The sequence below is a fragment of the Candidatus Alcyoniella australis genome, from assembly GCA_030765605.1.
Classification (GTDB): domain Bacteria; phylum Lernaellota; class Lernaellaia; order JAVCCG01; family Alcyoniellaceae; genus Alcyoniella; species Alcyoniella australis.
This window is the reverse complement of sequence record JAVCCG010000146.1, coordinates 1-19,652: the sequence shown is the minus strand read 5'-3', so window position 1 is coordinate 19,652 and position 19,652 is coordinate 1. Positions and strand designations below refer to the sequence as shown.

Below are 19,652 nucleotides of genomic sequence, written 5' to 3'. Positions count from 1 at the left end.
TAACTACCGCGGGCCGTATAAAACCTAAAGGAGATTAAACCTTTGAAATAATAGAATTTAAAGTCCGCCAAGGCTGTGAACGACAACCAACGCCCCAGCCACGGCGAGCAGCGCCATCAGCAAAGCTGTAATCATGTCGGCGGCCTTGATTTTGTGCTCCGCCAGGCGCGTGCGTTTACCTGTGGCGCCGAATCCCTTGCTCTCCAGGGCCATGGCCAATCGGTTGGTGCGCAGAATCGCCAGGAACAGGACCGGCAGTAAAACCGGCACGTGACGTCGGGCACGGACAATGAAATTTCCGCTCTCCAGATCTAGCCCGCGGGCGCGTTGGGCCAGGCTCACCGTGGACACGGTCTCCAGGAAAAGTGGAACCAGGCGGAAACTCAGCGAGATCGCAAAGGCAAAGGGGTAGGGTAGGCCGATACGCCCCAGGGCGAAGACCAGATCCTCGTTGGGTGTACTGCTGAGCACGGCGATGGCCGCCAGGAAAAACGTATTGAGCCGCAGGCCGACGCTGAGGCCGAACAGCAGCCCCTTGCGGGTAATACTCAGGCCGCCCAGGGTCCACAGCGGGTCACCGTCGCGGGTGAACAGGCTCCACAGCACCATGCTTAGTACGAAGAACACCAAGATCAGCCAGCGCACCCGCCACAGAGTGCGCGCCGCTCCGGCTATCAAGGCCAGGGCCGCGGCGATTGCAAAGGGCACGGCCACGTAGAGTGGATGCTCGGCGCAAAACGGCGTGGCCAACATCAACAGCAGCAGCACGATCTTGGTCACCGGGTGCAATCGATGCATCGGGCTTGAGCGGTGTAGGTACAGATCGCCGGCCATCAGCCCTGTTCCTTGATCGCCAGGCTTGCGGCCAGATTCTCGACCGTGCTGGCCTTGAGGCCCAGTTCACGTGCGATCAGCGCCGCATCGGGCGGCACCAGGTTGGCTGCGGCGCAGGTCTGGGGATCGGCGAACAGTTCGTCGGGCGTGGCGTCGGCCAAGATCCGGCCCTGGTCCAACACGATGCAGCGTCGGGCAAGCTGTGCGGCGAACGCCAGGCTGTGGGTGACCATCACCACCGTGTGCCCGCGCTCGTGCAGCCGACGCAACAGTCCGCACATTCCGGCCAGCTCGCGCTCGTCCAGCCCGGTGCTCGGCTCGTCGAGCACGATCGTCTCGGGCTCGCAGGCCAGCACCGAGGCCACGGCCAGCTTCTGGCGGTCGCCTTTGGTCATCACGAACGGATCCTGCTGCTCCTGGCCGGCCAGACCCACGGTCTCCAGAGCCTGGGCAACACGTAGGGGGATTTGCTCGTGATCCACGCCGAAGTTGCGTAGGCCGAAGGCCACCTCGTCGAAGGCTGTGGGGCTGAAGATCTGGGCGTCGGGATTCTGGAACACGAACCCGATGGAGCGACCCAGGGCTTGGGCCGACCTTCGGATGCCGGGAGGTTTTCCATCATAGAGCAGCGGCGGCTGGGCTTTACCCTTAAGCTGGGGTTGCATCAGCCCGGTCATCAGCTTGACCAGCGTGGTTTTTCCCGAGCCGTTGGGACCCAGCAGGGCCACGATCTCGCCGCGGTCGATTTGCAGATTCAGCTTGTGCAGCACCTCGGGTCCACCGGGATAGGCGAAGCTCAATCCGCGTACCTCGAACAGCAATTGGGAGTCGGTTTGCGGCGGGATCTCCGGCCTGGATAGCGGTGTGAACCCGGCTTGGCGCACGCTGTGCGCCACCTGCGTTGGCCTCCAGTGTTCGATGGGTAGATTCAGACGTTGCAAAAGCAGCGCGCCTTCGGCGGGTTTGACCCCGTTGCGCAGCAGCAGTTCGGGATCGAGCAACAACGGCTCGGGCGGCCCGAGGTAGGCAGGCTTTCCGCCATCGAGCACCAGCGCCAGGTCCGCGTCGCTCAGTGCCTCGATGCCGTGTTCAACGATGATCATCGTCTTGCCCTGGTCGCGCAGCTCGCGGATCAGCGCCCAGACCTCCTGGCGGCCCTTAGGGTCCAGGTCGGTAGTCGGCTCGTCGAGCACCAGCACTTGGGTGTCCAGGGCCAACACGCTGGCAATGGCCAGCCGCTGCTTCTGTCCGCCGGAGAGCGAGGCGGGCGAGCGCTGATCGAATCCACCCAGGCCCACGCGCTCGAGCAGCTCGGGCACCCGCTGCTGCATCTGCTCGCGCGGACGTCCGAGGTTCTCCATGGCAAAGGCGACCTCTGCGCGGCAGGTAGTGCTGAACAGCTGGCTCTCGAAATCCTGGAACACCATGCCCACGCCGCGGGCCATGCCCGCCACCGAGTGTTCGGCCGGGTCCAGGCCCGCCGCGCGGATTCGGCCGCGGAGTTCTCCGTGAAAGAACTTGGGCACCAGGCCGTTGAGCGTGCGCACCAGGGTCGACTTGCCCGCGCCGTTGGCCCCGAGCACGGCCAGCACTTGACCGGGCCGCAGCTCGAGATCGATCGGCCCCAGGGCCTGCCGGTCGCTGTTGCGGTAGGAGAAGCCGACGCCGGAGAGCTTTACGCCGTCGTGATCCTGCATCTGTTGTGCAACGGCTAGAGTACGATCAGCGCCGCAATCAGCAGCACGATCGCCGGAGCGACGCCCAGTCCCAGCGATTGGGTGGAGAGCACCTTGCCGTAATAGCCGCCGACCCCCTGCTGGAACGTGTCGAGCAGGTCCACGCTCGCGCCTTGCACGCCCATATCGCTGCCCAGGTTGGCCACGCTGATCCAGTTGGCGAGCACCATTCCGCCGACGATCGCCACGGCGAGCACGATCGAGGCGGCCCTGGAAAAGCGGAACGACGAGATCTGCCGCGGCTCGAGGATGTCGGTGTAGAGCATGTTCCACTTGGTGATTCGCGCCGAGGCCGCGAAGACCAGGGCCGTGGTGACAATGGCGCTTACGAGGAAGTTGTTGATCGTGATCACGTTGCCCAGCACGATGAACGGGAACAGCTTGAGCATGTGAACGCCCCAGCCTACGAACAGCCCGCAGGCCGCGGAACTCAGTAACAGGATCAGTACGAACAACAGCCACTGACTCGCGCTTTGCGGCCGCGGATCGACCTTGCCGGTCCAGGCCCGCCAGGCGCGATAGGGGATATAGCCCATACAGAAGTTGCCGGCAAAGCCGAACAACGAGGCCGGACCGAACATCCCGCCGAGCAGGTCGCCCACTAGGTTGCCGATGCCGGCGCCCCAGGCGGCCGCCGGGCCGAACATAAAGCTCAGGAAGATCGGCAGCGCCGCGCCCGGACGAAACTCAGTCAGTCCAGGCACGATGGTGAACAGCTTGAAGGGCAGCAGCACCGCCACGTATACCGCGGCGCAGACCGAGATCAGCACGATGCCCCGGGTATTGGTCCAGATCGTCAACAGCTCTTTCATGGTAAACGCGCCCCCTTGGATCCAGTTGCATAGATGCCGTGGTCGCGGCGCACTGTCAACCCACGACTATCGGCATTGGAAATATCGAGAAAAAAATGTAGTATTCATTTCCAGCCCGCACCACTCCGACTTGCGCAACGTTTGAATTGACGCAGGGCGTTAGGACCCACCCCACAGATCACCGGAGGCGGATGAGACACGCCAGGCTCTGGATCTCGCTGCTGTTGTTTACCGTTACCATCGGCGGCTGTCACTGCGGTCCACGCTTTTTAGAGAACGCGCGGGTCGAGATCAGCGAGCTGATTCCGCCGGTATCATTGCAAGCGTCAACCACGGTCCAGGCCGCGGCGTTCTTTGACGATAACCACGTGATCGCCGCTTTCATCCGCGACTTCGACGGCGACGGACTGCTCACCGGCGCGGACCGCAGCGCGATCTGGAGCATTGACCTGGATAGCGGGCGCTGGAGCGAGCTGACCGACTCCCAGAGCTCCAACTGCTTTTTACCCGACTCGGGTTTTGCCATCGGTACACGTCCAGTGATCGACGGCCGGATCCTGTTTCATCGCGTGAGCGCGGACAGCGACGGCGACGGACTTTTAACCACCGCCGATAAGGTCGAGCTGTGGTCGATGGCCCGGGACGGCTCGGACCAGCGGTCGTTGATTGCGCAGGGCAACCCGCGGTTGGCCGACGTCTCGCAGCAGGCGCAGCGTATTCTCTACTCGGTGCGCAACGTCGGCCTCGGGCGCGACTTCTATCTGGCCACCGCCTCCGGCGCTAGCCCGGTGCGCGTGCCGATTCCCGGGATGGTCTCGGCAGTATTTTCGCCCGAGGGCGATCGGTTCGTCGCGGTGATCGAGGGCCAGGCGGGTATGGCGCTGGAACTGGTCGACCCGGCGGACAACTACAGCCGCCGTAGCCTGCTCGAAGGAGTTTCGCTGCTCTACTTCGCCCCGCGCTGGTCCGACGATGGCACGCGTGTGCTGGCCCACGTGGGCGTGGACGCGGACGGCGACGGCAACGTGGCCCTTGACGAGCCGGGGCAGATCCTGGTGGTCAACGTGCACACCGGCGATGTCGAGTCGCTGACCCTGGCTCCGCCCACGGGCAACCTGCTCGGCGGAGTTTGGGCCGAGCACGGCCGAGTACTGTATCTCAGCGCGGCGCCCTCGACCTATGAGCACTTCCGCGGCATCCGGCTGATGGCCGCGCCGCTGGGTGCTGACAAGGCATCCGAAATCTACTGCTGTTTCAACAGTGCGCTCAAGGTCTATCTAGCGCCGAGTCCCAACTCGCGGCGCTTTCTGATCGACCTGTGGAGCGACGTTAACAACGATGGCCGCATCACCGGCGCGGATCGCAGCGTACTGGGCCTGATCGAGCCCAAATAGCCAGGAGCGCCGATGGACTGCAAACACAGACGACCAAGCCCGCGACGAGCCCGGCGGGCGATTGCGATATCTTCGGGCAGGCACATTCAACCAGAGGAAAGACAGCTATGAGCAACGATCACCTCCCTCTTGGACACGCGATCAGCGCCAGGCAACGCCGGGTGCTACAGGCGTTTTTCGACACGGTCTATGCCTCGGACGACCCGAACCACACCAAGCCCTCGCAGGTCGATGTGGCTGGGCGTTTCAGCCATTGGCTCAGCCAAGGCGAGAAGCTGACGCTGCTGGGCTTTAAATTCGCGATCTGGGCGTTGAACTGGATCGCCCCGTTGCTGTTCCTGGGCAAGCTGCGGCGCTTTGTCTCGCTGAGCGACGAGAGCAAGCTGCGGCTGGTCGAGCGCTGGCTGAACCTCGACTTCTACCCGGTGCGGATGCTGTTGTTCGGCATCTACCTGATGGGTGCGATCGTCTATTTCGATTTGGACGAGGTTAAAAAGGATCTGGGCAGCGACCAACGCTGCCTGCTCGACGTGCTCGAGGAGGTGCCCCAATGATCATCAAGGGGCGCGACGCACTGGGCGGACGGGATTACGAATTCTCCTGCGACGTTGCTATCGCCGGATCGGGCGCCTCGGGCGCGATCGCGGCGCGCGAGCTGACCGCGGCCGGTCTCGATGTGATCGTGCTCGAGGAGGGCCCGTGGTTTTCCAACGAGGAGAAGCGCAACTTCTCGGTCACCGAGTCGATGTACCGGCTCTATCGCAACCAGGGCGCGACCTTCACCATGGGCCTGGGCGGATCGCCGAGCATCAGCCTGACAATGGGCTGGGGTCCCGGCGGCAGCTCGGTGCTTACCGGCGGGGTGTGCTACCGCGTGCCCGATACCGTGGTCGACGATTGGGTCGGTCGGCTGGGCCTGAGCGATCTGGCACCGGACAAGATGGCCCCATTCTACGAGACGATCGAAGACTGGCTGTCGATCGGGCCCACGCCGGAAAAGATGTGGGGCAAGGGCAACCGCAAGATCATCGAGGGCTGCAACAAGCTCGACTACGAAGTTAAGGTGATCAATCGCAACATGACCGACGCCTGCCGCGGCTGCGGGCGCTGTAACTTCGTCTGTCCCCACGGCGCCAAGACCAGCGTCGATATCTCGGCGCTGCCGCATGCGATGCAGGGCGGCGCGACCCTAATCTGCGAGGCACGGGCCACGAAGCTGCAGGTCCGCAATTGCCGGGCCACGGGTCTCTCGGGCGTGCTGCTCAACGAGCACCGCAAACCCCACGCGCGTTTCAAGATCAAGGCCAAGACCGTGCTGCTGGCCATGGGCAGCGTGCACACCTCGGCGTTCATGCTTAAAAACGGCGTGGGGAACGGCTCGGGGCAGCTCGGCCGGGGCATGACGCTCCATCCGGGATTCCGCACCTACGGACTGTTCGACGAGGAGCTCAACGCCAATCAGTCCGCGTTGCAGCCGATCTACGTCGACAAGTTCATGCCCGACATCACTTTCAACGCGATCTACGTTCCCGAGGCGATTATGATGGCCACCCTGCCGGGGATCGGCGCCAAGAACCGCGAGTTCGCGCAGCAACGGCCGAACATCGCGGCGTTCGGGGCGATGATCCACGACGGGCCCAACGGCCGTATCGTACCTACATCCGGACCAGATCCGATGATCCTCTACCGCATGCCCGTGCCGGAGAAGAACCTGGCGGTCAAGGCGATGCAGATGCTGGCCGAGATCTTTTTCGCGGCCGGGGCCAAGCAGGTGCTTACGGGCTTCCACGGCTTGGAACGCTTTGAGAACATGGATCAAGTGCGCGCTGTGGACGCTGATCAGATCAAGGGCAATCAGATCGAGTGCGCCGCGTTCCACCCCCTGGGCACCGCGCGTATGGGACACAGCTCCGAAGATTCAGTGGTCGACGTCTGGGGCCGCGTGCATGGAATGCAGGGGCTGTACGTGATCGACGGCAGCGTGTTCCCCACGGCCCTGAGCGTCAACAGCCAGCTGCCGATCATGGCCATGGCCCTGCGCATGGCCACCCACCTGCACCAGGAGGAGCGCCGGCTGTTCGCCGATCAAAAGCCCGAGCGGCACGAGGGCGCGAACCCGCTGTTGACCTTCGAGAACCTGGCCAAGGCGAGCACGTCCAGGCTCAAGCGACTTTTTGATCAAGGCGTGCGCCCCGACCCGGACAAGCTGGCCGGGTGGGAATTCCGCGGTTGGAACACTCCGTATTTCACCAAATTGGTCGGCATCCAGAAATTCAAGAAGGGCTTCTACCGGGTGCCCGGGGAGCAGCGCTTCATGGGGTACAACCGGCCGATCCGCGTCAACGGCCTGGATCTGCCGCACACCGGCAAGCCCACCGAGGCCCGTTCCAAGCCCTTCGGCTGGTACTCGGTAGCGCCGGTGGACGCCGACTCCAAGGAGAACAAGGCCCCCCACGCGCTGCTGCTGAACTACGGGGTGCGCAAGAACGGGCTGGCGCCGCCGCGGTTGCTGCGCGACTACCTGGTGCAGGTGGACCCCGATAATCCAGATCTCTACCTGGGCAAGGCATACCTCGCCCTGGGGCCGCTACGGGTCTTCTCCAATTTCTTTATTTTGGAGCGCTACAACCAAGCGACCTACGATCCGGCGCAGGATCCAAAGGGCCACCGGCTGTAAGCTGTAAAAAGGGGAAGAACCAAGGCTATCGCATCTACCGACAATTGGGCAAGAATGATTTTCTACCGGTTGACGTATAATAAATATATATGCTTGACGAAGTGCGGATTCGGGGATATGTTCCGCGCCAAGAAGTAAACAAAGGGGAGGAAGGTGTACCCTGCATTACACCTTCCGTCTCGGGCGGCAGCATGCAACCCGAGATAATTTAATAACTTGAAGAGGAGAGAAACGGTATGAAGCGTATCGTAACATTGGCGATCGCTGCCCTTTTCCTGCTTTCGGTTGCTCCGGCCTTTGCCGGCGACTTCCAGCCGGAAGTGAAGGTTAGCGGCAAAGTGTTCTTCCACTACCAGTACAACGTTCAGGCCTATGAAGAGGGAGACGCTGATACGGCACCGGATCCCCGGTTCCCCTCCACAGACTACAACGGCTTCTATCTGACCCGTTCCTACATCACCCTCAAAGCCAAAATGCATCCTGCAATCAGCGCCAACATCACCGCTGACATCACCAAGCTCGGCGTGGATGTTGTCGAGGACGAGGACGAGGGCGAAGGCGAAAGTAAGTCCGCTTCGATCAGTGGCGGCGGCTACATGCTGTACATCAAGTACGCGTACGTAACCTTCAAGATCTTCCCGTTCTTCCAGATCACCGCTGGTGCGCATCCGACCCCGATCGTCGGCGCCGCCTGCCGTGCCTGGGAATACCGCTACGTGCAGAAAGACTTCGTCAACCTGTGGAGCGGAATCCCCTCGGCCGACCTCGGTGTTGCGGTCCACGGTAGCTTCCCGAGCAACTTCGGTGAGTACCAGATCTCCGTGGTCAACGGCGAAGGCGTCCAGAGCCTGTCCGACAACGAGTACAAGGCTGTTGAGCTCCGCGTGACCGTGACCCCGATCCAGATGGTCGACGCCATGAAGGGCTTCGAGATCTCCCTGTTCGCGCGTTACGACAAGGACGACAAGATTGCCGGCGGCCGTAACCAGACCGACATGCTCTACGGCGGATGGCTGAACTACCGCTACGAGATCAATGACAACATGGGCATCAACGTCGGCGGCGGCGCCTTCATGGGCACCTACACCGACGAGACCATCGCCGACGAAGACTACCAGGACACCAACTACATGGCCTACAGTGGTTGGCTGCGCTTCCGCTTCTACAAGGGCGCCGCGCTGTTCGTGCGCTACGACATGAGCGACCCGAACACCGAGAACGACGAAGACAAGGGCATCGGCTACCTGGACGAGACGAGCCTGCTGATCGCCGGTGTGAGCTACCAGATCCACAAGTCCGTGGATATCGCGCTGGACTACCAGCAGAAAGCTTACACTGCCGAGGACGCGGACGAGAACACCATCGATCCTGACACCCTCGTGTACGTTCACATGCAGTGGTCCTTCTAAGCGACCTGAACTGCTGATATTTCAAAGGGCCCGGGATTTTCCCGGGCCTTTTTTTCGATCCCGTCAATCATTTATAACCCAGTGGCGAGGAGCGTGAATGAAACTGCGGGCTGTGTTGTGGGACATGGACGGTGTGCTGATCGATTCGATGGACCGCCACGCCCAGGCCTGGATCAGGGCCGCGGGCGAGTTGGGCCTGAACGAGATCGACCCCCAGGAAATCTTACGCCGCGAGGGTGAAAGGGGGGAGGTCAGCGCCCGCGATTTCATCAAGGCCCACGATATGATGCCCACGCGCAAGCGGGTCCGGCAGCTGCTCGAGACCAAAGAACAGATCTTCGCCGCCATGGGACCGGCGCGGCCGTTTCCCAACATCGAGCAGGTGCTGGCCGAGGTTGCCCGCCGCGGCCTGGCCATGGCCCTGGTCACCGGCACCAGCGCTGACGAACTGGAGACGGTGCTGCCCGCGCCGATCCGGTCGATGTTCAAGGTGCTGATTACCGGCGACGCTGTGCTTCACGGCAAGCCCAACCCCGAGCCGTATCTCAAAGCGGCGATGGGCCTGGGTCTGGCCCCCGAGGTGTGTCTGGCAGTGGAGAACGCTCCGTTCGGGCTGCGCTCGGCAAAGGACGCCGGAGCCCTGGTGGCGGTGGTCCCGACCTCGTTGCCCATCGACCAGCTTCCCGGCGCGGACTTCTACCTTGATTCCATTGAACAGGTGCCTGGGTTGCTCGACCGTATTGCCCAGACTGATTAGTCAGGTTTAGGGATTAATTCCAGCAGCCGCCGGGCGATCATCTCGTTGCCCAGGGCGTCGGGGTGGGTGTCGTCGGCGTAGAGCCCGGGCGCGTCACGGCGCTCGATGAAGTCGGCGTACATGTCCAGCCAAGGATGGCCCTGTTCCAGGGCGAAGCGCTTGGTTACAGTTTCGGAGTGCACCTTGTCGCAGGCCTGCTCGAACCACTCGTCCCCTGGCTCTACCCCCTGCTCCAAAACTTGCGGGATGTTGTGCTCGTCGGGGATCCGCATGAAGATCGGCCTGAACCCATGCTCAATGGCCAAGCGGCCGAACGCTTCAAGGTCCCTGCGGTAGTCGGCCTTGTACTCGGCCGAGTCGTACTGCAACTCCGGGTTGTCCTCGATCTGGCTGTCGTCGAGGATCTCGGGGCTGACTCCGCCCTTTATCAGCCGCCGCAGTCCGCGGTACAGCGCCAGCCGCCGCAGCACGAGCTGCAGCGGCCGCGTCGAGCGGTAGATTCGTGACTCCATCCGGTCGCGGTAGGTCTTGACCGCGGGCCAATAGTTGGGCCCGGAGAAGACCACCACCCAATCCGGCGAGGCCGGCAGCAGGGTCTTGTTGAAGAACAGCAGTTGCTGAAAGAATCCCGTGCCGGGGATGCCGGCGTTGATCACGCGCCAGCGGCCCGGGCCGTCGCGCTGATCGAGCAGCCGTTGAAGGATGCCGGGGAAGGAATCCTCCAGCGAGGTGAAGCCGTAGGTCGTGGAGTCGCCTAGGCAGACCAGCCGTAGCTCGCCTTGCGGCTTGGCCCGCGGGAAGTCCGGACCGCGCAGACCCCAGGCGTTCATCGGGTCGTGCTGTTCGCCGTAGGGGTTGCGAGCGTCTTGAGACATCACGTATTCGACGTCGTAGATGTCCGAGTAGAATTGCTCCGGCCCGGAACCGAAGCGTTCGACCAAGCGCAGCACAACCTCGGCCGCGCCCAACGCCAGCAGCACGGCCAGCACCACGAACAGCAGGTTGGATCTCTTCGGATGCGGGGTACGCTTGTTGCTCATTACGCCGCAGATCTTAGCAGGATCAACGGGCCGGGCCAAAGCCCGTCAACGGTTGGGCCAAGTGCTTGTTCAGCGCTCCGGGGTCTGCGGTTTCTGGTCGTCCTTTGAGTCGGGCCGCCTGCACGAGGCGGCGTCAGGACTCATTCAGGTGCTGACGCCCAGGCGCGGCAGGATCACCTTTTGCAACAACAGCCAGCCGACGAAAACGCCGACGAATATCAGAATCGAATAATCGTCCATGCTGATCCTTTATCGTTCGCAATCGAGCGAGACACCCAATCGCCGACCAATTATCGGTCAAGCGGTCGTTGAAAGATGTCGGGCATTTGACCCAATGGCGTCTTACGACGGCCACTGATAGGTTAACATCATGCGGACGGCAAGGGGGGCGACCATGGACGATCAAACGAAGTTTCAGTTCGATGGCCGAATCACACAGCGCGCTGCGGAGCGCAACGCGTTGCTGCTCGCAACCGATGACGCACGCCGCATCGAGCTCGAGCCGCGCTACATGGCGCAGACCGCCCACCTGACCTGTCCGGCCACGGTCTGGAAGTACGTTGAAGGCGCGGTGCAGCGCAGCCGCGCCAACCTGGTGATGCTCGACCTCGAGGACTCGATCCCCGAGGGCGATCATCGGGCCTTGGCCCAGGGGCGGAGCAACGTGATTCGCGCACTCAACGAGTTGGACTGGGGTCCGCGGCTGCGCTTCTTTCGGCCGCGCGGTATGCGCCTGGACCCGGGGTTCGAGGATCTGGCGATCGTTGTGGCCGCGGCGGGCCGCAACCTCGAGGGCCTGGTTTACCCCAAGATCGAGGGCCCGGACGAGCTGCGCAGCCTCGAGCAATGCCTGGACGAGCTTGAACAAACTCACGGCCTTGAGCCGGGGCGGATTAAGGTCGAGGTGCTGATCGAATCGGTCCAGGCCTGCCAGCGTGCCCACGAGATTGCCGATGTCGGCCGTCGATTGCGGGGCCTGATCTTCGGCGCTTTCGATTATTGGGCCGACCTGGGAATGCCCGCCGAGGAATACCGACCCGACCATCCGCTGGTCAACGCGGCCCGGGTGCGGATCGTCGAGGCCGCGGCCGGAATCGGGGTGCCGGCGATTGCCGAGATGACGCTGGACTACCCTACCAGCGACAAGACCGAGCAGCAGCGAACACAGGCCCTGGAACAGCTGCGGCGCGACTGCGAGCTGGCCCGCGGGTTGGGCTTCAGCGGCAAGTGGACCGGCATCCCGGCCCAGGTCGACGTGGTGCTCGAGGCGTTCGCGCCGGACCAGGCCGCCATCGAACGTGCGCTGCACGAGGCGCTGGAATACCGCCGAGCCAACCAATCCGGCCGCGGAGCGACGATGATCAACGGCCGGATGGCCGATCGGGCCACGGACCGCATCAACCGTAGGCTGTTGCGGGTCGCTCTGGCCTTGGGGCGCCTCGATCCGCAGCAGGTGCGCGAGCTGGGCATCGACGACTGAGAGCTGGTCGATCGATTGCTACACTGCCAAGCTTGGCCTATCGTATATCGCAGACAAGCGTCGGAGGATAAGCATGAGGCTCGAACTTAGCGACAAACAATGGGACGAGATTTACCAGGAAGGGTTGGCCCTGCTGCGCGATCTGATCAGGATCGACACCACCAATCCTCCCGGCCGCGAGACCGTCGCGGCCCAGTACATTGCCGAGCAACTCAAGGCCGACAAGATCGATTCCGAGATCATCGAGCCCCGCAGCGGCCGCGGCAACCTGCTGGCGCGGCTTGGCTCCAAGGGCGAGTCCGATGGTCCGCTGCTGCTCAACGGCCACACCGATGTGGTGCTGGCCGAGCCCGAGCACTGGAGCCATCCACCGTTCGCCGCCGAGGACGACGGCACCTACCTCTACGGCCGCGGCACGGTGGACATGAAGAACATCGTGGCCTACCAGCTGATGGCCGTGCGGCTGCTCAAGCGCCACAAGGCGCAACTGCGGCGCGACGTGATCCTTGCCGCGGTGGCCGACGAGGAAGAGGGTTGTGAGCTGGGCAGTCGCTGGCTGGTCGAAAACCACCCGGACAAGGTGCGCGCCCAGATCGCCCTGGGCGAAGTCGGCGGGTTCAGCATGGACTTTCGCGGGGTGCGGCTCTATCCGGTGATGACTGCGGCCAAGGGCGTGGCCTGGCTGCGGCTCACAGCGCGCGGCGAGCCGGGACACGGCAGCTTCCCGCGCCGCGACAGCGCAGTGATCCGACTCAACCACGCACTGGAGCGACTGGGATCGCGGCTGCTGCCCTACCGCCTGACCGACACCATGCGCGACTTCGTCAGCCAAGTGGCGCAGCTCCAGGGCCCGGCCGTGGGCACGCTGCTCAAAGGGCTGCTGTTGTCGCAGACCGCGGACTTGATCATCGACCGCGCGCTGCCCGAGGAGGTGCGCCCGAGCTTCACCGCCCAGCTGCACAACACGGTCAACGCCACGGTCCTGCGCGCCGGCGAGAAGATCAACGTGATGCCCACCGTGGCCCAGGCCGAGTGCGACGGCCGACTGCTGCCCGGACAGCTCCCGGCCGACCTAGTGCGCGAGGTGCAGCAGCTGATCGGCCCCGAAATCGAGATCGAGGTGATCCGCGAGGTCCCGGCCTACGAGACGCCCCACGACGACCCGGTGTTTCATAAGATCAGCGAGGTCAACCGCCGCCACGATCCCGAGGGGCACGTGGTGCCGTTCCTGGTCTCCGGGTTCACCGATTCCAACTGGTTCTCGACGCTGGGCGCCCGCTGCTTCGGCTACGGCCCGATCCGACTGCCCGCGGACGAGAAATTCACCAAACGCTTCCACGGCCACGACGAACGGATTCCACTCGAGGGGTTCCGCTTCGGCCTGCGCGCCTTTGTCGAGCTGGTATGGGAGCTGGCAACGTAATGACGGAGGATAAATTGGATCAGCCGATGGGCGATAAAAAAAAGAAGGCGGTCAAGATCAACGTCAAGATCGACGACCAGACAGCCGCGGGACACTACTCGAACATGGCCGTGCTCAAGCACTCCGAGGCCGAATTCGTGGTCGACTTCCTTTTCCTACAGCCTGAGCGGCCGGTGGCCAAGGTGATCAGCCGGATCATCCTCAACCCGCTTAACGCCAAGCGCCTGCACACTATCCTCGGCGAGCACCTGCGGCGTTATGAGGCGCGCTTCGGCCCGCTGTCGATCAAGACCCCGGATCAAGGTGACGTGGAGATCGTCAACTAGGAACTTTTTTGCGGCAGACCGGTCGATAGTCTTATGGCCTACATCCACGGAGAACAGATGAAGCGTTTCTGCCGCAGCATATTGTCGATCCTGTTGGTGCTGCTCGCCGCGACCGCGGCCCTTGCTGCGGACGATCCGCGAGTCCTCACTCTCGAAGCGATGCAGGCTGAACTCGAGCGTTCGATGGAACGCATTGAGCTGCCCGGGTTCGACGGGCCGTACTTCATCAGCTACCTGCTACGCGACGTGCAGAGTGTGGCCGTTGAGGCGGCCTACGGCGCACTGCTGGGCTCCCACGGCGGACGCAACCGCAGGGGCTACGTTGAGGTGCGCGTGGGCGACTACTCCTTCGATAACTCGGGCAAGGGCGGATTCGAGTTCTCGATGGGCCCGGAGATGGATTACGAGACGTACCTGGACTACCTCGACGCGCCCATCGACGACGGCAAGGCCCTGCGGCGTATGTTGTGGCGCGTCACGGACCTGCGCTACAAAGGCGCGCTGAGCGCCTACCAACAGAAAAAGTCGCGGCAAATCTTCGAGATCGACCCCAAGGTGCAGGTGGACGACTTCACCCGCGAGCAGCCGGCGCGCCACGTCGATCCGGTGCCCAAGATCGATCTACAGGGGCTGCGCCAGCCGTGGGAGAAGATACTTGCCCAGGAGTCGGCCTACCTGGCCTCGGTGCCGGGGCTGATCGATTTTGACCTGATGTTCCACGCCCGACGTCAGACGCGGATCTACGTCAACTCCGAGGGCGGCCGGCTGATCACCGAGAGCGTGCTGCTCAGCGTCAGCGGCAGGGCCTCGCTGCGCGCGGACGACGGCATGCTGCTGCTCGGCACGCTCTCCGAGTACGGCCGCGATCCGGCGACGTTTATCGATCAACGCGCACTGCACACCAAGCTGACGCAGTTAGTGGACGACCTTAAAGCGCTGAGCCAAGCCGAGGTGATCGATCCCTACACCGGCCCGGCGATCCTCGGCCCCGAGGTCGCGGGGGTCTTCTTCCACGAGGCGGTGGGCCATCGACTTGAGGGCGAGCGCCAGCGCAACGAGGACGAGGGCCAGACCTTCGCCAATAAAGTCGGCGAGCAGGTGATCCCAACGTTTCTCAGCGTGATCGACGATCCGACCCTGGCGAGCTTCGATGGGACGCAGCTCAACGGCCACTACCTTTACGACGACGAGGGCGTTAAGGCGTGGCGAGTGGAGCTGATCGACCACGGCGTGCTCAGGAACTACCTGCTGTCGCGCGCGCCGGTGGAGGGCTTTGACAAATCCAACGGCCACGGACGCTCCGCATCCTATGAGGACCCGATGGCGCGGATGGCCAACACCATCGTGCTCAGCGACAATCGGCTGAGCGACGAGCAGCTCAAGCAGCGGCTGATGGAGCTGACCCGCGAGGCGGGCAAGCCCTACGGCCTGATCATCCGCGGCTCGGTGGGCGGCCACACCTCGACCAGCACCTGGAACTACCAGGCGTTCAGCCACCGGCCGCTGCAGATCTACAAGGTCGATGCCCAAACCGGCGAGGAGACTCTGGTGCGCGGTGCGGAGATCGTGGGCACGCCCCTGACCTCGATCAACAAGATCGTGGCCACCGGCTCGCGCGACGGTGTGTTCAACGGCTTCTGCGGTGCGGAGAGCGGATACGTGCCGGTCAGCGCCGTGGCTCCGGCGATCCTGGTCAGTGAGCTCGAGTTGCAGAAAGTCGCCGACGTACCACAGCGGCCGCCGATCCTGCCGCCGCCCGGCGATTAATCGGAACTATCGCGGTACGCCTGTAGCTCGTCCAGCAGCGCGAGCAGCTCGTGCGCGGCGCGCTGATCATCACCCAATGCCAGGGCCTGTTGCGCGCTGAGCGTAGCGTCGATAAGTTCGCCGCGGGCCAACTGCACTACGGCCAGCTCCAACAGCAGCTCGGCGTTCCCCGGATTGAGATCCACGGTCTGTTGCGCTTGTTGCAGCCGCTGGTCCAGGTCGCTTCCGCACACTTGGCTCAGCCTGCGCGCCAACGAGGCGCGAAACACCACGCGTGCGCGGGGTACGGGGTTGCCGTAGAGCCGCAACGCGCTGAGTGCCTCGTCATAGCCCTCCCCGGCCTGCGCGATTACACGGCAATCCCCTGCGCTCAGTCCCTGAGCCAGCAGTAGGTTGGCCTGCTGCCAAGTGCGCAGCTGCTCGTCCTGGGCAACGCGGCCTGCGTACAGGGCCAGGCAGCACAGCGGGGTCAGGCAGGCCACCACGATCATCCCGATAATCCGTAATTTGCGGCTTTGGGCCGAGGTCCGTTGCCGCCGGGGCTGGATCATGCTCATCCAAACTCCTCGGGCTTGCGCATCACCAGCACGTAGCAGGCCAGGGTCGGCTTGCGCAGCTCATGCCGCTCGATGGCGGTCCAGCCGACCTCGATGGCCAGGCGCTCGAGCTCGCCGGGTTGACGATGATGCTCGCCTAGTTCGCGGTTGACCAGCAGGTCGTGCATCAGGCCGTGGCCCGCGGGATAGACGTCCACGATCACCAGCTTTGCCCCGACAACCGCGATCCGCAACGCCTCAGCCAGCACCGCCTGCACCTGGTCGTCATCCATGTGATGCGCCGCCTTGGAGAACAGCAGCGCGGGCAGGGCGGCATCGGCCAAGGGCAGCCGGGTCAGATCAGCGCAGGCAAATCTCTTTGCTTGAGTGCCGTATTTATCAGCCGCGTATCCAAGCTGTCCCAGGTCCCAGTCGAGCCCCAGGTAGCTGCCGCTCGCAATGGCCGGGGTCAATTCCCCGCTGCCGCAACCGAGGTCAGCGACATGCGCGTAGCCGCGCAGCAGCGGTTCGAGCAGCCGCAAGTCGCGGCCGAACCCGAGTTCGACCACCCGGCGCAAACCGGAATACAGGCGCGGAGAGAGCGGTCTTGTCTGCGGCATGTTGATGATAATACCCGAGTGGTGGGATAACTGACAAAGGCGATGCAACGGATTAATCTACGCGGCTGACGTAGAGAGCAATGCTTGAACGACGTTAGCAAAACAAGTAGTCTCCGGTCCGAACACGCCCCTTTGCCCCTTTTAAGGAGCCTCTCAATGAGAAAACCAACGACCAGGTCGACCGGCGCACTGCTGGCCGCAGCGATAATCCTGTTCAGCTTCGGCGCGCTCGCCGCGGACCAGTCCCCGATTTATGGATCGGCCGAGGCCTACACGATCCAGTTCAAGTCCCAAAGCTTCCTGCCCGCGCAGGGATTGGACCCCGAGCTGGTGAGCAACATCGCGCCCAGCCTGATCGCGACCAAGTCCGACCGTGTGCATCTGCTGGTGCAACTGCGCGAGTTCCCCTCGCTGTCTCAGCGCGCGGACCTGGAGCGACGCGGCATCGAGCTGTTGCACTACGTGCCGGATCACGCCTGGATTGCCTCTGTGCCGCGCGACATCCGGCTTGAGGCGAACGGTTTTTCCGAGCTGCGTTGGGCGGGCGAATATCTCGCCGAGTACAAGCTCACCGGGCGCGTGGCCGAGCGCGAGTTCGACGGGTTTGCCGTTGATCAGCAGCAGCGCGTGCACCTGGCGGTGATGTTCTGCGCTGACGTGCCCTTTGAGCGCGCGATGGACGTGGCCGAACTCTACGGCGGCGAGGTGATCAACGGTGCGGACGCGATCAACATGCTCAGCGTGGCCCTGCCTGCGGACGAGATCGACTCTTTGGCCGCGGACGACGCGGTGCTGTGGGTCGACCAGGTCGCGCCGGGCCTAACCCATCTCAACGACTCCAACCGCGCCGACGTTGGCGTGGAGCCCCTCTGGGCCGCTCCCTACGGGTTCGACGGCACGGGCATCACAGCCTTTGTGTTCGACGGCGGCATGGTTGCAACCGGCCACTCCGACCTTGCCGGTCACGTCGAATGGGGACAGAGCGGAACTCAGAACAGCCATCCGACCCACGTGGCGGGCAGCATCGCGGGCAACGGCACGGGTAACGCCACGTACACGGGCATGGCCCCGGCCACGTTCATCTACTCAATGGCCTTCGACGGCACGTATCCTTTCTTCTACAACAACCCCGGCGATATCCAGGCCGACTACAACCAGGCGATCAATACCCGGCTGGTCGACCTGTCCAACAACTCCATCGGCTCCAACGTGGCCTGGAACGGCAACCCCTGTTCCTGGGAGGGCGACTACGAGAGCTCGGCCGCGCTGATCGATTCCATTGTTCGTGGCTCCCTGGGCCGACGCATTCCGATCTTCTGGGCCGCGGGCAACGAGCGCGGCGGTTCATGCGGATCGAGCTTTTACACTTCGGCTCCGCCCGCGCCGAACAAGAACGCGATCGTGATCGGCGCGATCAACTCCGATGACGACACCATGACCGACTTCAGCTCGTGGGGCCCAACTGACGACGGCCGGATGCGGCCCGATGTCTGCGCGCCGGGTTGCCAGACCGGTGGCGACGGCGGCGTGACCAGCACGGTTCCGCCCAACGGCTACAGCCAGATGTGCGGCACCTCCATGGCCTGCCCCACGGCCGTGGGCGTGGGCTCGCTGCTGATCCAGGCCTGGAGGATCCACTTCCCCGAGACCCCGGAGCCGCTGCCGGCCACAATCAAGGCGATCCTGGCGCAGAGCGCCCTGGACCTGGGCAACCCCGGGCCCGATTACAAGTACGGCTACGGCAAGATCCAGGCGGTCCCCGCCGTGGATTTAATTGTCAACCAGACCGTGCTTCAAGGCTCGATCGAGCAGGACGACGTACTGCGCTATCCTGTCGAGATCACGGCCGAACCCGAGTTCAAAGTCACCCTGGCCTGGGACGATGCTCCGGCCACTCCCAGCGCTGTGTTGATGAACGTCAACAACCTGGACCTGACCGTGATCGGCGCTGACGGCGCCACGGTCTACAATGCCTGGACCCTCAACCCGGGAAGCCCGGACGCGCCTGCCACCAGCGGCGTCAACGTGTTGGACAACATCGAGCAGATCGTGATTCCCGGCCCGACCCCTGGCTATTACATGGTGCAGATCATCGGCTCGGGCATTCCCGAGGGGCCCCAGGACTTCGGCCTGACCGGCACGGGTATCGGCGTGCTCTCGTGCGATGGCGACGCCGACGGCCACGAGGCCCTGTACTGCGGCGGCGACGACTGCAACGACGAGTCGGACCAGGCCTACCCGGGCCACGAGGAGCTGTGCGAAGACGGCATTGACAACGACTGCAACGACCTGATCGACGCCGACGACCCGGCCTGCCAGAGCGGCGAGGATGATGACGACGACGTCTCGGGCGACGACGACGACGACTCGGAGTGCTGCGGCTGATTGATTCCTTGATCGCGATGCAGGCTTCTCGCCGCTGCTGCTCGGGAAACAGCTTGCAATATCGACTGATAGAGCGCAAAAGGTCAAGTAATACCTTACCTGTCGGTTTTGCCGTTTTTTACGCTGATAACCGTTGCTAAGCAACTAGTTGAGCCTCCGTCCTTGGTAAAATACTTTAGGACTTGCATGCGAATTGGGATTTCAAATCACAGATTTCGTATAGGTTACGGCGCGCGTATAGTCGTTGAAATTGCAAAGTAATCGCGATTTGGCTCCATGCGATGTTCATATACTGCTTTCCTCTGCCGCGTAAGTTGCTGATTAATCAGGATAATCCTGAAACCGCACGCATGCGATAATCTTTCGAAAAAATCCGCGATTTCCCTGTAATTCCGCCTAAGTACGATAGGGCTTAGTTGATCGCATAGGTTGAGTTTTCGCAGGTCTGTAAGTTGC

The 19,652-nt window shown here is 63.2% G+C and carries 16 protein-coding genes; 10 read left to right on the top strand and 6 right to left on the bottom strand.

Annotation, left to right across the window (positions count from 1 at the left end; genetic code table 11):
• Positions 1-57: 57 nt before the first annotated feature.
• From P9M14_17620 to P9M14_17610, 3 genes are read right to left on the bottom strand one after another with little or no spacing between them, the layout of a single operon-like run.
• Positions 58-834: an energy-coupling factor transporter transmembrane component T gene (locus P9M14_17620; GenBank protein ID MDP8257569.1), complete on the bottom strand. Its 777-nt coding sequence runs from the start codon at positions 832-834 to the stop codon at positions 58-60.
• Positions 834-2,531 carry an energy-coupling factor transporter ATPase gene (locus tag P9M14_17615; GenBank protein MDP8257568.1) on the bottom strand — a complete coding sequence of 566 codons (1,698 nt, stop codon included), beginning with the start codon at positions 2,529-2,531 and terminating at the stop codon, positions 834-836. The genes P9M14_17620 and P9M14_17615 overlap by 1 nt, the downstream gene beginning before the upstream one ends.
• A 14-nt stretch (positions 2,532-2,545) precedes the next feature.
• The gene (locus P9M14_17610; protein MDP8257567.1) at positions 2,546-3,382 is read right to left on the bottom strand and encodes a QueT transporter family protein; all 837 of its coding nucleotides are present in this window, start codon (positions 3,380-3,382) and stop codon (positions 2,546-2,548) included.
• Positions 3,383-3,573: 191 nt separating this feature from the next.
• On the opposite strand from P9M14_17610, the gene P9M14_17605 reads away from it, so the two are divergent.
• From P9M14_17605 to P9M14_17585, 5 genes are all read left to right on the top strand, one after another.
• A complete protein-coding gene (locus tag P9M14_17605) occupies positions 3,574-4,776 on the top strand; it encodes a hypothetical protein (GenBank protein MDP8257566.1) in 1,203 nt (400 codons plus the stop codon).
• Positions 4,777-4,883: 107 nt separating this feature from the next.
• Positions 4,884-5,330, top strand: a complete 447-nt coding sequence (locus P9M14_17600) for a hypothetical protein (protein MDP8257565.1) — start codon at positions 4,884-4,886, stop codon at positions 5,328-5,330.
• Positions 5,327-7,453: a GMC family oxidoreductase gene (locus P9M14_17595; GenBank protein MDP8257564.1), complete on the top strand. Its 2,127-nt coding sequence runs from the start codon at positions 5,327-5,329 to the stop codon at positions 7,451-7,453. The genes P9M14_17600 and P9M14_17595 overlap by 4 nt, the downstream gene beginning before the upstream one ends.
• Before the next feature lie 320 nt (positions 7,454-7,773).
• Positions 7,774-8,862 (top strand): hypothetical protein, encoded by a 1,089-nt coding sequence (locus P9M14_17590; GenBank protein ID MDP8257563.1) that lies wholly within the window; start codon positions 7,774-7,776, stop codon positions 8,860-8,862.
• 97 nt (positions 8,863-8,959) lie between these two features.
• Complete coding sequence (locus P9M14_17585; GenBank protein ID MDP8257562.1) at positions 8,960-9,619, top strand: HAD family phosphatase; 660 nt, start codon at positions 8,960-8,962, stop codon at positions 9,617-9,619.
• Here P9M14_17585 and P9M14_17580 read toward each other — a convergent pair.
• Positions 9,616-10,659: an SGNH/GDSL hydrolase family protein gene (locus tag P9M14_17580; protein ID MDP8257561.1), complete on the bottom strand. Its 1,044-nt coding sequence runs from the start codon at positions 10,657-10,659 to the stop codon at positions 9,616-9,618. The genes P9M14_17585 and P9M14_17580 overlap by 4 nt on opposite strands.
• 394 nt (positions 10,660-11,053) lie before the next feature.
• On the opposite strand from P9M14_17580, the gene P9M14_17575 reads away from it, so the two are divergent.
• From P9M14_17575 to P9M14_17560, 4 genes are all read left to right on the top strand, one after another.
• Entirely contained in the window at positions 11,054-12,139 is a 1,086-nt protein-coding gene (locus tag P9M14_17575) for a CoA ester lyase (GenBank protein MDP8257560.1), read from the top strand.
• Between the two features lie 73 nt (positions 12,140-12,212).
• Positions 12,213-13,562, top strand: a complete 1,350-nt coding sequence (locus P9M14_17570) for a M20/M25/M40 family metallo-hydrolase (GenBank protein ID MDP8257559.1) — start codon at positions 12,213-12,215, stop codon at positions 13,560-13,562.
• Positions 13,562-13,888: a DUF3467 domain-containing protein gene (locus tag P9M14_17565; GenBank protein ID MDP8257558.1), complete on the top strand. Its 327-nt coding sequence runs from the start codon at positions 13,562-13,564 to the stop codon at positions 13,886-13,888. The genes P9M14_17570 and P9M14_17565 overlap by 1 nt, the downstream gene beginning before the upstream one ends.
• A gap of 57 nt (positions 13,889-13,945) precedes the next feature.
• Positions 13,946-15,655: a metallopeptidase TldD-related protein gene (locus P9M14_17560; GenBank protein ID MDP8257557.1), complete on the top strand. Its 1,710-nt coding sequence runs from the start codon at positions 13,946-13,948 to the stop codon at positions 15,653-15,655.
• Here the strand turns inward: P9M14_17560 and P9M14_17555 are convergent.
• Both P9M14_17555 and P9M14_17550 read right to left on the bottom strand, forming a co-directional pair.
• A complete protein-coding gene (locus P9M14_17555; protein MDP8257556.1) occupies positions 15,652-16,212 on the bottom strand; it encodes a hypothetical protein in 561 nt (186 codons plus the stop codon). The genes P9M14_17560 and P9M14_17555 overlap by 4 nt on opposite strands.
• Positions 16,209-16,811 carry a class I SAM-dependent methyltransferase gene (locus P9M14_17550; GenBank protein MDP8257555.1) on the bottom strand — a complete coding sequence of 201 codons (603 nt, stop codon included), beginning with the start codon at positions 16,809-16,811 and terminating at the stop codon, positions 16,209-16,211. Before P9M14_17550 ends, P9M14_17555 begins: the two co-directional genes overlap by 4 nt.
• A 156-nt stretch (positions 16,812-16,967) precedes the next feature.
• On the opposite strand from P9M14_17550, the gene P9M14_17545 reads away from it, so the two are divergent.
• Positions 16,968-19,196 (top strand): S8 family serine peptidase, encoded by a 2,229-nt coding sequence (locus P9M14_17545; protein ID MDP8257554.1) that lies wholly within the window; start codon positions 16,968-16,970, stop codon positions 19,194-19,196.
• The last annotated feature ends 456 nt before the right edge of the window (positions 19,197-19,652 follow it).

Excerpts from the sequence above, each read along its gene's own strand:
- P9M14_17605 (MDP8257566.1), top strand. The coding sequence starts at position 3,574 with ATGAGACACGCCAGGCTCTGGATCTCGCTGCTGTTGTTTACCGTTACC.
- P9M14_17560 (MDP8257557.1), top strand. The coding sequence starts at position 13,946 with ATGAAGCGTTTCTGCCGCAGCATATTGTCGATCCTGTTGGTGCTGCTC.
- P9M14_17575 (MDP8257560.1), top strand. The coding sequence starts at position 11,054 with ATGGACGATCAAACGAAGTTTCAGTTCGATGGCCGAATCACACAGCGC.
- P9M14_17555 (MDP8257556.1), bottom strand. The coding sequence starts at position 16,212 with ATGAGCATGATCCAGCCCCGGCGGCAACGGACCTCGGCCCAAAGCCGC.
- P9M14_17570 (MDP8257559.1), top strand. The coding sequence starts at position 12,213 with ATGAGGCTCGAACTTAGCGACAAACAATGGGACGAGATTTACCAGGAA.
- P9M14_17620 (MDP8257569.1), bottom strand. The coding sequence starts at position 834 with ATGGCCGGCGATCTGTACCTACACCGCTCAAGCCCGATGCATCGATTG.
- P9M14_17610 (MDP8257567.1), bottom strand. The coding sequence starts at position 3,382 with ATGAAAGAGCTGTTGACGATCTGGACCAATACCCGGGGCATCGTGCTG.
- P9M14_17585 (MDP8257562.1), top strand. The coding sequence starts at position 8,960 with ATGAAACTGCGGGCTGTGTTGTGGGACATGGACGGTGTGCTGATCGAT.
- P9M14_17595 (MDP8257564.1), top strand. The coding sequence starts at position 5,327 with ATGATCATCAAGGGGCGCGACGCACTGGGCGGACGGGATTACGAATTC.
- P9M14_17565 (MDP8257558.1), top strand. The coding sequence starts at position 13,562 with ATGACGGAGGATAAATTGGATCAGCCGATGGGCGATAAAAAAAAGAAG.
- P9M14_17580 (MDP8257561.1), bottom strand. The coding sequence starts at position 10,659 with ATGAGCAACAAGCGTACCCCGCATCCGAAGAGATCCAACCTGCTGTTC.
- P9M14_17600 (MDP8257565.1), top strand. The coding sequence starts at position 4,884 with ATGAGCAACGATCACCTCCCTCTTGGACACGCGATCAGCGCCAGGCAA.
- P9M14_17545 (MDP8257554.1), top strand. The coding sequence starts at position 16,968 with ATGAGAAAACCAACGACCAGGTCGACCGGCGCACTGCTGGCCGCAGCG.
- P9M14_17615 (MDP8257568.1), bottom strand. The coding sequence starts at position 2,531 with ATGCAGGATCACGACGGCGTAAAGCTCTCCGGCGTCGGCTTCTCCTAC.
- P9M14_17550 (MDP8257555.1), bottom strand. The coding sequence starts at position 16,811 with ATGCCGCAGACAAGACCGCTCTCTCCGCGCCTGTATTCCGGTTTGCGC.